Source organism: Frankia sp. QA3, from assembly GCF_000262465.1.
Taxonomy (GTDB): domain Bacteria; phylum Actinomycetota; class Actinomycetes; order Frankiales; family Frankiaceae; genus Frankia.
The window spans coordinates 7,111,156-7,124,220 of the sequence record NZ_CM001489.1 but is presented as its reverse complement, the minus strand read 5'-3'; the positions used below and the strand labels follow the sequence as shown (position 1 = coordinate 7,124,220).

General features: G+C 68.4%; 10 protein-coding genes. 1 reads left to right on the top strand and 9 read right to left on the bottom strand.

What is annotated here, in order from left to right; genetic code table 11:
• The first annotated feature begins 123 nt into the window (after positions 1 to 123).
• Positions 124 to 1,074, top strand: a complete 951-nt coding sequence (locus tag FRAQA3DRAFT_RS29090) for an amidohydrolase family protein (protein ID WP_035923738.1) — start codon at positions 124 to 126, stop codon at positions 1,072 to 1,074.
• A gap of 161 nt (positions 1,075 to 1,235) precedes the next feature.
• On the opposite strand, the gene FRAQA3DRAFT_RS29085 is transcribed toward FRAQA3DRAFT_RS29090, so the two are convergent.
• The 9 genes from FRAQA3DRAFT_RS29085 to FRAQA3DRAFT_RS29045 form a co-directional block, all read right to left on the bottom strand.
• Complete coding sequence (locus FRAQA3DRAFT_RS29085; RefSeq protein ID WP_009742638.1) at positions 1,236 to 1,958, bottom strand: response regulator transcription factor; 723 nt, start codon at positions 1,956 to 1,958, stop codon at positions 1,236 to 1,238.
• A gap of 1,839 nt (positions 1,959 to 3,797) precedes the next feature.
• Positions 3,798 to 4,487 carry a class II aldolase/adducin family protein gene (locus FRAQA3DRAFT_RS29075; RefSeq protein ID WP_009742637.1) on the bottom strand — a complete coding sequence of 230 codons (690 nt, stop codon included), beginning with the start codon at positions 4,485 to 4,487 and terminating at the stop codon, positions 3,798 to 3,800.
• A gap of 205 nt (positions 4,488 to 4,692) precedes the next feature.
• Positions 4,693 to 5,739 (bottom strand): ABC transporter permease, encoded by a 1,047-nt coding sequence (locus tag FRAQA3DRAFT_RS29070; protein WP_009742636.1) that lies wholly within the window; start codon positions 5,737 to 5,739, stop codon positions 4,693 to 4,695.
• Positions 5,736 to 7,268, bottom strand: a complete 1,533-nt coding sequence (locus FRAQA3DRAFT_RS29065; RefSeq protein ID WP_009742635.1) for a sugar ABC transporter ATP-binding protein — start codon at positions 7,266 to 7,268, stop codon at positions 5,736 to 5,738. The genes FRAQA3DRAFT_RS29070 and FRAQA3DRAFT_RS29065 overlap by 4 nt, the downstream gene beginning before the upstream one ends.
• A 1-nt stretch (position 7,269) precedes the next feature.
• Positions 7,270 to 8,457: a sugar ABC transporter substrate-binding protein gene (locus tag FRAQA3DRAFT_RS29060; protein WP_009742634.1), complete on the bottom strand. Its 1,188-nt coding sequence runs from the start codon at positions 8,455 to 8,457 to the stop codon at positions 7,270 to 7,272.
• A 357-nt stretch (positions 8,458 to 8,814) separates the two neighbouring features.
• A complete protein-coding gene (locus FRAQA3DRAFT_RS29055; RefSeq protein WP_009742633.1) occupies positions 8,815 to 9,006 on the bottom strand; it encodes a hypothetical protein in 192 nt (63 codons plus the stop codon).
• Positions 9,007 to 9,346: 340 nt separating this feature from the next.
• Positions 9,347 to 9,421, bottom strand: a complete 75-nt coding sequence (locus tag FRAQA3DRAFT_RS39020; protein ID WP_369809484.1) for a putative leader peptide — start codon at positions 9,419 to 9,421, stop codon at positions 9,347 to 9,349.
• A gap of 1,018 nt (positions 9,422 to 10,439) precedes the next feature.
• The gene (locus FRAQA3DRAFT_RS29050) at positions 10,440 to 11,831 is read right to left on the bottom strand and encodes a hypothetical protein (protein WP_009742631.1); all 1,392 of its coding nucleotides are present in this window, start codon (positions 11,829 to 11,831) and stop codon (positions 10,440 to 10,442) included.
• Positions 11,832 to 12,271: 440 nt separating this feature from the next.
• The gene (locus FRAQA3DRAFT_RS29045; RefSeq protein ID WP_009742630.1) at positions 12,272 to 12,958 is read right to left on the bottom strand and encodes a TetR/AcrR family transcriptional regulator; all 687 of its coding nucleotides are present in this window, start codon (positions 12,956 to 12,958) and stop codon (positions 12,272 to 12,274) included.
• Positions 12,959 to 13,065 lie beyond the last annotated feature (107 nt).

Sequence of the window (13,065 nt, the reverse complement as noted above, 5' to 3'; positions counted from 1 at the left end):
GTGAAGGAGGAACCCGTTGACCACCGCCCTCGTAGCCGCGGAGCACGTCGTCATCATTGTCGAGAAGTTGTGGAAGAAACCGTGCTTCGCGGGCTCCGGCCGCGCCGCGTCGGGCGCGCCGCAATGACGTCCCTGGACGAGGCCAAGGTCCTCGATATCCACACGCACTGGCAACCGGTCGGCTGGCAGGGCGGGGCCAGCGCGAGCGCGTTGGGTCTCGGCGAGCCCGACCCCCGCGAGGATCTCGCCGGCCTCGCGGCCGAGAGCAGGGGCGCCGGCGTCGACCTGCGCGCGCTCAGCGCGCCAGTGGAGTCGCTGTTCGGTCCCAGCGGGAACATCGAGTCGGCGCGCGTGAACGCGGTGAACGAGGACCTCGCCGAGCAGCTCAGGTCGCACGATCGGTTCCTCGGGCTCGCCACCGTCGACGCCTACGCCGGCGAGGACGGGGCCGAACAGGCACGGTACGCGCTCGAGGAGCTGGGCCTGCACGGCCTGGTGCTGGACTCCTCCCGCCACGCGAAGTTCCTCGGCTCGCCCGAGGCGTTCCCGACCCTGGAGCTGGCCGCGCGGCTCGGCGTGCCGGTGTTCGTGCACCCCGTGCAGCCCCCGCAGGCCGAGGTGCTGTTGGAGGTCGCGGGGCGCCCCGGCAGCTCGGCCGGACGCGGTCTGCAGAACGCGGTGGCCTTCCTCTCGGCGCTGCACGCGGATCTGCCCACCCGGCTACCGAACCTGCATCTGGTCTTCACCGCGCTCGGGCACGGCGCGTTGCTGTACGCCGTCGACGAACTCGCCGAGCATCGCAGCCGGCTCGGCGACGGCAGCGCCGGGGCGAACATCTACTTCGACACGATGCGGTTCAGCGCCCCGCTGCTGCGCTACTTCGGTGAGGTCATCGGCGCCGAGCGGATCATCATCGGAAGCGACTGGCCGATCCACCGCGACGCGGCGCAGCCGCACATCGACGACACGCTGGCCGCGGCCGGGTTCGACGCACCGGCACGGGAGCTGATCCGGATCGGCAACGTCCGGCGGTTGTTCCAGCTCCGTGACGCCCCGCTCGGCGTGAGCCCATAGTCCACGGATCGCGGTCGAACGCCCGTCGGGCGGGCGGCGCACGGCCGGTCCCTCGCGCGGGATCCCGTCGTCGCACCCGTGTCCCGCCGACGATCAGACGATCTCCGCGGGGTCGGCTGCCCTCGTGCCGCCCCCGCGGATGAGGAGTTCGGCACCGGCCCTCACGCTTCCCCGAGTCGGAATCCGACACCGCGCACCGTGATGATCCATTCGGTGCTGCCGAGCTTGTTGCGCAGGCTGCTGACGTGGGTGTCCAGGGTTCGCCGGGACCAGGTGTCCCCCCACACCTGTACCATGATCTGCTTGCGCATGATCACACTCCCCGCCTGCGAGGCGAGCAGATGCAGCAGCTGGAACTCTTTACGGGTCAGCTCGACAGTGCGGCCGCCCACCGTGACCTGCCTCGATGCCGCATCGATCCGGAGCACGCCGTGGACGATGGCGCCGGCGGCCATCGGCTGTGGGCGCGTCCGCCGCATGACGGCTTCCATCCGAGCCATGAGCTCACGAAAACCGTACGGCTTGACGAGGTAGTCGTCCACGCCGGCCTGCAGGGCCAGCACGGTATCCAGCTCACTGCCCCGTCCGGTGACGGCGATCATCGGCGTGTCGTCGGCGACCCGGATGCTCCGGCAGACCTCCAGCCCGTCCAGATCCGGCAGATCGAGGTCGATCAGGACCAGGTCGGCGTCGTCATAGGCCTGCAGGGCCTCGCCCCCGCTGCCGACCTTGATGACCTTGTGCCCATGCCGTTCCAGGCCGCGCGCCAATTGCTCGGCGTCATCAGCATGGTTCTCCACCACCAGCACACGCCAGCCACTGGGCTTCACCGGGATGCTACGCAGACCCGCCGTGCGCGGCCGCATCTCAGACAAATCCGTCATTGTGAGAGATCCTTTGGAGTAGAGAGTTCGACCTGATCGCCCGGGCCAACAGGCCGGGAGAAGACGGCGCCGACCGAAAGCTCACCCCTGCCTACCCGCAAGTCCGCACCGTCCGCCTGCCGTCCGCACGGAGAGGCATTGGACGAGATCGGTGCCGGGTTGGGTGACATACGGCCGGCGCTCTGCCAGGCGCCTGGCCAGGCAAGAGTTCCCTAATCGATATCTGCTTCGCGCTGTCAGTATCGGTTTGTACTGGGCAGCTGCCGGCCGAACCTGGAGTCGCTCACCACAGGTCGGTCGAACCGTGGACCGTCACTGTTCGTGGCCGGCATCGTCGGGCAGAGACAACTTCCGGACCGGAACCGGCGCGGCCATGCCAGTTTCGTCGAGGATCTGCTGATATCCGCGCAGCGATCAACCGCCGATAGACACATGGTTCGCAACCTGAACCGTGCTTTGCGGAATCCGTTCAATAAGGATAAAAGCATTACCACAGGCCACTGGATAGACCCATTCCGCACCTGTGAGACAGATCACTCTATCGAAGGGACCCGCGCAACGCCCGGGCCCCGACGAAGTGGCTCCCAATTATGATAGATCTTCGCGCTCGAGCGCGACAGCGCTCTCATCCGATGACTCTTCGTGACGGTTGGTTGCAGCGTAGGGACCGTCGCTTAGTGCATGGTCACAACCGCCGTAGGTGAGAGCGTGTGGGTGTGGTCGCAACTACCTCTGGTAGAGGTATCGCGTCTCCATCCGGGTGGCACACTCCCGCGACCGTCATGGACTTCCGCGGAAAATGGCCCGATTCTTCGCAGCCGATTCGGAAACCAGCCACCAGGCCGTACCCTCACGTTTCCCCGCGGGTACCCGCCGGCGCCAACGAGATCAACCAGGTCGCCGTGCTGCTGGCGAACGCCCGCCCGATCCCGGCCAGACCGTTGTCACGCTCGACGCCGCGTACACCCGGGAGACCACCGCGCGATACCTGCACGGCCAGTGAGGAATAGATTACGTCGATGACCACCGAAGGAAACAAGCTGACGCCTTTCCGACAGTTCCTCGACTGCTGCCTCCAACTTCTGTAGAGGCCATCGCACGAGGAGACGGACCGGTCACACAAACGGGTGACCGCGGACGCCAGGGACATAACTACCCAGGTGCGACATAATTCGAGAATCAAGAAAGACCGTTGGGATCATGATCTTTAACAATGTCCTGGGACATTGCCCCCGTCAGGGGCTACGGTCGCATTTTCCCGGCGCCAGAAATCGTACCCCGGCCGCGGTGATCCGGCCGGCCGCATGGTCTCGCGGGCGCGCGTACGGATCGCGGTGGGCCAGCAGCAGCCGGTCTCCGGCCCGCATCGGCGGGTGGAACGTGATCGTGTGGCTGAGCACCCCGGTCGAGACCGTCAGGTGCCTTTGTTCCTGCCCGACTCCCGCGTGGGGGCGCAGCGCCGTGGCGATGAGGAGACCGCCCGTCGCGAACGCCAGCAGGCCCGGCCGACGCCCGGGTCGTCGGGCGCGCCGGGCCAGCGCGTCCAGACGTCGAGCTCGGCCGGGCCGGCGGCGTCAGGATCGTTGATGTCCACCCCGCAGTCGATCTCGACCTGCCAGGTGCCGGTGTTGGCCGAGCCGGCCGGTGGGAGGCCGCCCTACCGTCACAGGCGGCCACGTGGTGGAGGCGACCGCGCCGACCGGCGGGACGGCGCCGATCAGCCCGAGCTCCAGCGCCGGGCCTGGCCCGTCGGCGACGATCCGTGGCGGCTGCGAGCGCGCCGCGAGAAGCTCGGCGGAGCGCTCCGGCAGCCAGCACGCCTGGAGATCGACGATCCCTTCACTCAGCGCCATATGAGATCGGGAACGGCCTCGAGCCGCCGAGGGCGGCCGCGCCGATGATGATGGTGGCGGCCTCCTCGACGGTGATCAGGAACTCGGCGGTCGTGACCGGACGCGAGCCCCACACCAGCAGGCCGTGATTGGCGAGCAGGATCGCCTTCGTGTCCGGGTGCTCGGCGAGCCTCGCGGCGACCTCGTCGGAGACTTTGCTGCCCTTGGTGCGGTCTCCATACTTGGTGACCGGAATGTCCCCGCGCTGGCCCAGGAAGACCAGCGGCTCGTAGTGCAGCGGCAGCGGCTTGCCCGCCACCGCGAAGCTCGTGGCCGCCGGCGAATGCGTGTGCAGAACCGTGTCGACCTCGGGACGGGCGCGGTAGACCTCGAGGTGGAACGCCAAGGCATGGACCACATCCGGGCCGAGGGCGCCACGTACGAGCCGCCCCTCGAAATCGACGACTCCGAAGTCGTCGACGCCGATGTCGGCCTTGAGCCCATAGGACGAAACCAGGATACCGTCCCCGCTGGGAAGCCGGACGCTGCCGTTCGAATTCACGCTGAAGGGCAGCACCTGCGCGCGGTGCAGCTTCTGCACGGCCACGATGAGCTCGGCTCGGATCGCTTCGTCGGCCTCGGCGAGGTCGAGCTGCTTGGACGCCTCGCTGGGCTTGGTCTCTGTGCTGGTCGCCATCGGTGACCTTTCGTCTGGTTGGTCTTCTTAGGAAATCCGCACGGTGTGGTCGGCGAACCACACGCCCGCGTTGCGCAGTGCGCCGCGGAACACGGTACCCGGCGCTACTCCTCGTCCTTCTTCTCGGGGAATACGGCGTTCGGCAGCATGCCGTGCACCAGGTACTGCCCAACCGCCCGTGCATTGTAGATGGATGTCTTTTCGGCTACCTGAGGTTTCCGAGGCTGGCGGGGGCGCCGCCGCTACCCGCGCGCGAGATGAGCAGCGCCGCGAGCAGCGCGCAGCCGTTGAACACGTTCGGCACCCAGGCCGGCGCGCCCACCATCGTCAGTCCCGTGAGGCCGACGCGGAGCATCACGACGGCCAGCAGGGTCCCCCACACGTTCAGATGGCCGCGTCGCGAGACGAGAGCGCCAAGGAATACGGCCGCGACTCCGTTGAGCAGGAAGTCCGTGCCGATCGACGGGTTGGCCGACTGGAGCTCGGCAGTCTGGACCACGCCGGCCAGCGCGGCCAGGGTCGCCCCGAGGACCAGGGAGATCGTGATGTACCGCGAGGTGCGCACGCCGATCAACGCCGCCGCCTCGCGTCCCGAGCCGGTGGCGCGCAGGCGCCGGCCGAACGGTGTTCGCGAGATGAGGTAGCCGAGCAGGAGCGCCAGGACGAGCGTGTAGACGACCACGAGCGGGACGTCGAGGACCCGTTTGCTCACCAGGTGGTTGAAGCTCGTCGGTATCCCTTCGTAGAGCGTCTTGCCGTCGCCGATGAGGTACGCCAGGCCCCCGAGGGCGGTGATCATCCCAAGCGTGGTGATGAATGAGTTGAGGCGGGCCGCCACGATCAGGACGGCGTTGACCAGACCGATTGCGGCGCCGACGGCGAGCGCTGCGGCGACGGCGGCGACCGTGGGCCAGCCGTGGCCGAACGCCCACGCCGTGAACATGGCGGCGACGCCCATCACGGCTCCCACGGAGATGTCGATCTCGCCCGCCGTGAACGACACGGTCATGGCAAGCCCGACGATCGCCGAGACCGACGACGCGTACAGGATCGCGCTGAAGTTGTCCCAGGTCGCGAACTGCGCCGGCTTGAGTAGCGAGAAGACGAGCACGAAGGAGAGCAGCAGGACCAACGGCGACAGCCGGGTGAGCAGGCCGAACGCGCTCGCGGCGAACGGCACCGCCAGCGTGCGCCCCTCTCGGCGTGACACGTGCACCGTGCTCGCCGCGTCGACTTCGACCACGTCGCTCATGCCGAGTAGCCCTCGACGCCGGCGGTCGCGTGCGCCAGCCGGCTGGGCGTCAGCTCCCCGGGCCCGAACACGCGCCGTGTTCGGCCACGGTCGAGGATCAGGGCGCGATCGGCGAGATCGAGCAGTTCGTCGCCGTCCGACGTGCCGAGCACGATCGCCATCCCGTCCGCCTTCAGACGACGGATGATGCCCGCCACCTCCCTGCGCGCGCCGACGTCGACGCCCTGGGTGGGCTCGTCGAGGACCAGGACGCGCGGCCGCAGCCGCACCGCCCGCGCGATCGCCACCTTCTGCTGGTTGCCTCCGCTGAGGAGGCGCACGGGAAACTCCAGGGCGCGCGGACGGATGTCGAACTGCTCGATGAGCGTCCGCGCCTCGGCACGCTCGCGCGCGCGGTCGATCATCGACCAGCGCGTGAGCGAGCGCAGATCGCCGAGCGTCAGGTTCTCCCGCACCGTCAGGTCGAGCAGGACGCCGTCGCGACGGCGGTTCTGCGGCACGGTCACGATGCCGTCGGCGACGGCGGCGTGCGGCGCCACGTACGACCGCGGGCGACCGCCGACCTTGAGCGTCCCGCGCCGCGGCCGCTGGGCGCCGCCCAGTATCCGGGTCAGCTCGCTGCGCCCCGAGCCCACGAGCCCGCCGATGCCCAACACCTCGCCGGGGCGAATCTCGACGTCGACCCCCGCCAGGCGCCGCCCGTAGAGCCCGCGCCCGACGACGATGGGCTCGTTCGACTCGCCTACGGCCTTCGGTGTGCTCTCGTGCTCGGCCAGGTCCTTGCCGATCATCATCTCGACCAGATCGCCGACGCCGAGGCCGGCGACGGGCCGTTCCCTGACGAGGCGCCCGTCGCGCAGGACGGCGACGCGGTCGGCGATCTGCAGGACCTCCTCGAGACGGTGGGAGACGAGGATCACGGCCGCCCCCGCGTCGCGGGCGCGCCGGACGGCGCCGAAGACGCGGTCGACCTCGTCACCGGGCAGCGCGGCGGTCGGCTCGTCCAGCACGAGGACGCGCGAGGCGTCATCGTTCTCGTCTTCGAAGGCTCGCGCGATCGCGACCATGGTCTGGTCCGAAAGCGACAGGTCGGAGACGTAGTCGTCCGGGGACGCGTGGACCTCGAAGCGCTCCAGCAGGAGCGCTGCCCGGCGGCGCTCCCGACCTGGGCGCAATGGCGTGAGCGCCCTCGACAGGTACCCGGAGTACAGGCCGATGTTGTCCGCGACGGTCGCCTCGCCCATCAGCCCGAGGTCCTGGTGCAGGAAGCGCAGGCCGAGAGCGTGGGCCCGAGCGGGTGAGAGGGGCAGCGCCACCTCCGTCTGCCGGACCCGCAACGCGGCCCGGCCAGGATCGGGCGCGTGCACGCCGGCGAGAATCTTGATGAGCGTCGACTTGCCCGACCCGTTCTCCCCCAGAAGCGCCGTCACGGAGCTCCTGGGGAACGTGAGTGAGACGTCGTCGAGCGCCCGGGTCGCGCCGAAGCTCTTGGAGACCTCGCTGATCGACAGCATGCTCTCGGCCGTCATGTCAGCGGACCTTCCACAGCGACTTGTACCTGGCGCGGAAGTCGAGGTCCCCGGACCACTGGTTGTTCCCGTCCTTCGGGTGGTCTTTCGTGAACAGGCGCAGCGGGATGCCATCGTCCTTGCTCGGCGGTACGCGGTTGAAGATCCGGTTGAAGTCGTCGAACGCCGCCCACGTCGCCCACGCCTGCGCCCAGACGACGTCGGCCACCTGACCGCCGCCTTCGCGGACCCAGGTGAGGTTCTGGGGATCGCCGTCGTGCGCGAGCACGTGCACCTTGTCGATCAGCCCCGCCTGTCGCAGTGCCGGGACAACCGAGCTGGCGGTGCCGTCGTAGCCGACGTAGAACGTATTGAGCGCCGGGGTGGCCTGCGCGAACGCGACCGCCGCCTGCCCAACCGCCGAGGGATCGGTGAGCGTGTTGATGTCGATGGGCTTGGTCCCGACGATCGAGCCTCCCCCGTTGCTGTCCAGGAAGCTCTTGACACCTGCGATGAACGTGTCCCCCGACAGGTTGGCGCCCGGCGCGACGGCCAGCACTCCGAGCTTCGCATCGGCCTTGCGGTCCAGCACCGCGGCCGCCGCGGTCAGCTGCCCCTGCAGCGAGTGGTCGATGTCGACGATGTGCGTCCACGCGCTGGCGTTGGCCTTGTTCGGGACCACGCCGACCACGACGGTCGGGATCTTCGACTTCACCAGGGCGGCGGCGATCGACGGGTACACCGTCGTGTCGAGGAAGCCGAAGAGGATGCCGTCCGGCTTCTGCGCGATCGCACGGTCGAACACATCGGGGGCGTCGGTGACCTTCGAGGCGGCGATCTCGGTCACGTGCCATCCGAGCGCACGCCCGGCCTCCTGCGCCGCCGCTCCGACGGCCCGCAGCGTCGGCTGGCCGGGCACCGTGTTGACGAACACGATGTGCTTGTCCCCTGCGACCGGCGGCGAGGTCTGCGGGCCACGCCACACGGGCGCCTTGGTGTACGGCGCGACGAATCGCTGCGCTGCTGCCAGCGCCTGCTGGGAGGCGCTGCTCTCGGTCTGCTCTCGCGTCGTCTGAGCGGCGCCGCTCCTCGAGCCGCCGCCGCTCGAGGAGCCGTCGCTGCCGCATCCCGTGGCGACGACCGTCGCCGCCACGGCGATGAGCGCGGCGAGTCCCTTCGTGGCGGCCCGTGCCCGGAGCGTGTGCATCATCCTGAGATCACCTTTCGGTGGTCGTGGAGTCCTTCGTGGGGTCGACGGAGTGGTTGCCGAGCCCCCGCTGGGCTGGGCGAGCGGTGTGCGCCGCGCCGACGTCCGGGCGTCGCGCCAGTGGCGGTCGAACCCGAGCTGATCGGCGCGCGCAGCGGTCTTGGAGCTGTCGTAGCCGAGCCGCATGGCGTGCAGCGCGGAGGTGCTGGTTGTGCGCGCACGGCCAGGGCCCGCTGGACCAGCTCGGCGACGGCCCCGTCCTCGGCGGCATCGGGCTGCGTGGTCCGGTCGTCGAGCTCGCGTGCGACCGCGCGCAGTAGCGCCCTGCCTGCGTCCGTCCTCCGCGTACAGCCGGGTCTTTCAGCGGATGAGGCTCGCCCCGCCGGGCTCCGTTCCGGCCGGGCCGAAGAACTCCCCGCGGCCGGCCGCGGTGAGCAGCTCCTCTACCCCCACGTTGGCGTACGGCGATGAGACGATGCGGTTGATCTCGGCGTTGTCCACGCCGGCGATCGTGGTTTCGTAGTGCCTGGTGTCGTGTGGTTCCGTGCTCATCGCGTAGTGTGGTTCCTTTCCGCATGCGGGCATGCGAAAGTTTTTTTCGTTACTTGAGGCTCTCGAGGCTGGCGGGGACGTTGACGGCTGTCGGCTGACCGGAAAAAATGCGGATCATGGCGCGGGTCTTGCGCCGGAGGATGGTTATGCCGCCCTCGGGGCATTGGCCGAGGGACCGTTGTCGGCGTTAAGGTGTGCTGCCCGCAGGGCGGCAGACGGACCTCGCCTCATGCCTTAGAAGCGAACTTCGGACAGTTCGCGAACCCGGCTCGTGCAGGCGCTTGGAGGCGGGATGAACTCCTCGCCGACGCCTACCGACGCCTCTGCCCTGTAGGAATGTCTATCGACACAGCGCACTGGCGGACCGACGCAGGTCGACATGACGGCGCGCGACGAGAACTTTGTGTCCAGACACAATATGCAAGTGTAGGGTCGTATCGCTGGTCCGGCAAGCATCTCCGCGCACAGCACGGACTAGGTCGGGGCCGACCTCACTCCGGCCGATCAGGAGAAGTGGGTCGGCGGCGGGTCCCACGCGACCGGCCGAACACGCGTTTTAGGCTGCCCGCGACGGTGCCGCCTGCGGGCCCACTCGGCGTCGTCCCTGGTCAAGCGCCCTGTGGCGACCGGGCGGATGATGATTCATGACTTTGGAGCAAGATCGAAATATTCTTGCCAGGGCGACCGGATTAACTACTTAACGTCACGAACCATCCGACCTGCATATTCGGTTCTTCCCTACGGGTCGGGGATGTTTGTGGCTTGGGAAGGAGCAGGTCGGGGGCAGTCGGGCAACGGTCCGAGCCTTACTTGTCCTGGAGCAGTCGACTACGACAGGTGATGGTGCGTCGCGGTCGAGGCCGCGGCCCGTAGGCAGGAGGCATGCCGAGGCGTCGGCTGTCCTCGTCCCCGGCGCCGGCAGGTGCTCATCACGGATCGGTCCGGGACGAACGGCGACTGCGGACGTGCGACTGTGGCCGGCCGCTGGAGGTGCGTGCCGGACCCAGTCGCGTGGTCACGTGGTCACGTCCAGCGGCATGGTGCAAGGAATGCGACTCCCGCGGACGGCGTCGACCAGGAGGAACTCGTAGTACTGGTATTCGCTCATTGCCCATCCCGCCGATCGGCACGGGCAAAGGGCTCCGCTCGGAAACCCGAACCGTCTCCCATGTGGATGAACAGGTGCCCCTTGAGGGCGCGCCCCACCTCAGGCCGGTGGAGGTCGCCAATGTGCTGCGGCGCGCTGCCCTGGCCGGCGAGATTTCAGCGGACACCGCAGCCCGGCCTACGCGGACCTGCTGAGCCTGAGGGTCGAGTTGTCCGCCTACGAGCCGTTCGCCACCAGGGTGTGGGCGCTGCGGGAGAATGTCACCGCCCACGACGGTTGGTACGTGGCACTCGCCGAGACGCGCCCCGAGGGGCCTGTCTGACCGCTATTCGGGGCCGGCGTACGACCACCAGGTGGTCAGGCCGGCAAGGTCCATCTGCTTGGAGAGGCCGAAGGAGAGAATGTTGAGGTCCGTGTTGGTCCAGATAATGATGTTCTGTAGGTTCGTGCCGGTGTAGCAGGCACGCCGGCCGCTTTTGTACGTGTCGACGCCCTCGCGGGGGCAGCTTCCGGCGGTCAGATCCGACGTGTAGGTGTCGAAGACATGGTTCATCGACGTGAGGCTGTCGTACTGGTAGTAATTGGCGCTGTCCGGGGTGCCTGTTCCGCCCGGGGAACAGCTTTGCGACTCGAGTAGTCCGGACGTGAAGGTCGTCTCCGTCTCGGTGTACTTCTGACACGTTGGCCGGATATCGCTCGGTATATGGCCGAGAAGGTCGTCCGTGGTCGCGCTCGTGGTCGAACCGCTGGCCGTGTCCGTCGCGTTCGCGCTCCCCTCGGGTTGCGGCGTCGCGCCGGAACCGCTACCGAACAGCAGGAGCCCAGCCAGCACCAGGATGGCGCCGGCGGCGGCGGACGCGATGAGAGGGGCGCGAAGCCGGGGCCCGGCGCCACGGCGGCCGGGCGCCGCCTGCAGGGCTGCGTCCAGCCGTTCGGTCGTGTCCTGGTCCAGCGATTCCCGGTACCCCGCCAGGGCGGCGGGGTCTGCGGCGGACGCGTAACGGAGAAGGTTGAGGTAACGGTTCGTCAGGTGGGGTTCCACGGCACCCAGCTGCGCCAGTCGGGGCAGGATTTTACGGCGAACCGTGACGGCCTGCTCGAACACACCCCGAACAGCGAGGCTCGGGGTGAGGTCCCTGCCGACGAGAAGCCTGTTCGTCGCGGCGAGAGAGGACGGGAGGTCGGAGCATGCCTGCCCGATCTGGTCACCGGAGTAGGCCGTCGCGCGCATATAGGGGAGCAGGAATAAACCGAGTGGCGTGAGATACCGGAAGAATCCGAGGACAAGCAGGACAGGCGTCAGCTGCTGGTGCCGTGCCTTGAGCGCGCCAATATAGCGGGCGATGAGAAAAGTCAGCTGGCCGCGATTCTCATCGGTCTGGAGATCGGCGACGATGTCACCCTCCAGGATGATGATCCTGGTGCCCAGGTAGCTGGTCAGGCTCGTCGACCGCAAAGCTTTGTCGACCACGTACACATCCACCGGCTTGCGGTAGTCCAGCCGCGCACAGACGTCTGCGAGCACTCGCTGAAGCGCCGGCAATGTCTGTTCCGTGACCCGGACGCCACGGCCGAGCAAACGCGCCCGATTGATTTGCAGGGCGAACCAGACCAGCGCGAGGAAGAACAGAACGGTAAGCACGAGCACGAGTGGAACGACCCAGCTGACACGCAGACCGATCCGAACGAGAACCATGATCCCGACGCCGAGGCCCACACCCGACAATCCCATCGCTAGAGCGAGCCGCGACGGTTCAAAGGGATGGCGAAGCGTCCGTATCGGCAAAGGTGGTATCGACATATGCGGAACCCCCCGGGACCCCAACACTGCGACCGGACCGCTGAAGTCACCGGTCGGAACCGACAGTTCCCGTTACGAACCCGAGACCAGTTCGGCGGGTAGGTTCCGTTCGGTAGCCGCACGGCGGATTATCACCATGTAACCTACTACGCACCCATCGTCTCGTGGGCGGGAAATCGCCGGCGCCGACGTCGCCCGGTTCGTGCTCGATCAGTGCCCCGACACGAGCCTGCTTCGCGAAGCTGTGGCGACCACCACCCAGGACGGCTGAGGCATTCGGAGCCGTCCCGCCCCCGGCCCGAGGCGCACTCGCCCGGACGGTCGGGTTCACGAGCGGGGACGCCCAGGCTCCCGCTCTACGGCTCGAGCGCGCGCATCGCCGCGGCCAGGATCTCCGCCCGGGTCCGCCGGTCCAGTGAGCCTTTGCCCTGGCCCATGATCGCCAGCGTCGTCTCCTTCGCGACGGCGAACGCGGCGGTGGCGCGGATCAGCGCCGTGGTGCCGGCCGCCCCTCCGGCCAGCACTCCGATGATCGTGTTCATGCCCTCCTTCGGACAGGGACACTGCGGCCGTTGCTGCAGCACCGAGAGCACCGAAGGGTCGTTACCGATCACGCCGGACAGGACACGCGAGTCGGCCATCATGTCGATCAGCGTGGCCAGCAGTTCCGGCGCGGCCATGCGCTCGGTCGCCGCCCGCTCGGCGAGCTGGGCGTAGGCGGACAGCGGCTCGACGACCAGGGCGTCGAGGATCTCCACCTTTGAGTCGAAGTGGTAGTAAAGGGCCGCCTTGCTGGTGCCCAGCCGGGCCGCGATGTCCGCGATCGACGTGCCGGCGTAACCCTGTTGGGTGAACAGGTCGAGCGCGACGGCGAGGATGCGCTCCCGGGTACGGGGCCCGTCGCCGAGCCCTCGCGCCCCGGACGTGGCCGGCACCGTCACCGACGACGGGAGCGGGACGTCCGCGCCTTCGCCGTCGGTCCGTCGCGCAGCAATCGCCTTCTCGTCGGTCTCGACACGGGAGGTCGTCTCACCTCGCCCCATGAGTCCTCCCAGCCAAGGTTCCCGCCACTTCGCCGCTCTCCCGCTCGACGGACTCGACGTCCAGGTGGTCGGCGCCCGGTACCGATCCCCTGGTACCAATTCCCCTG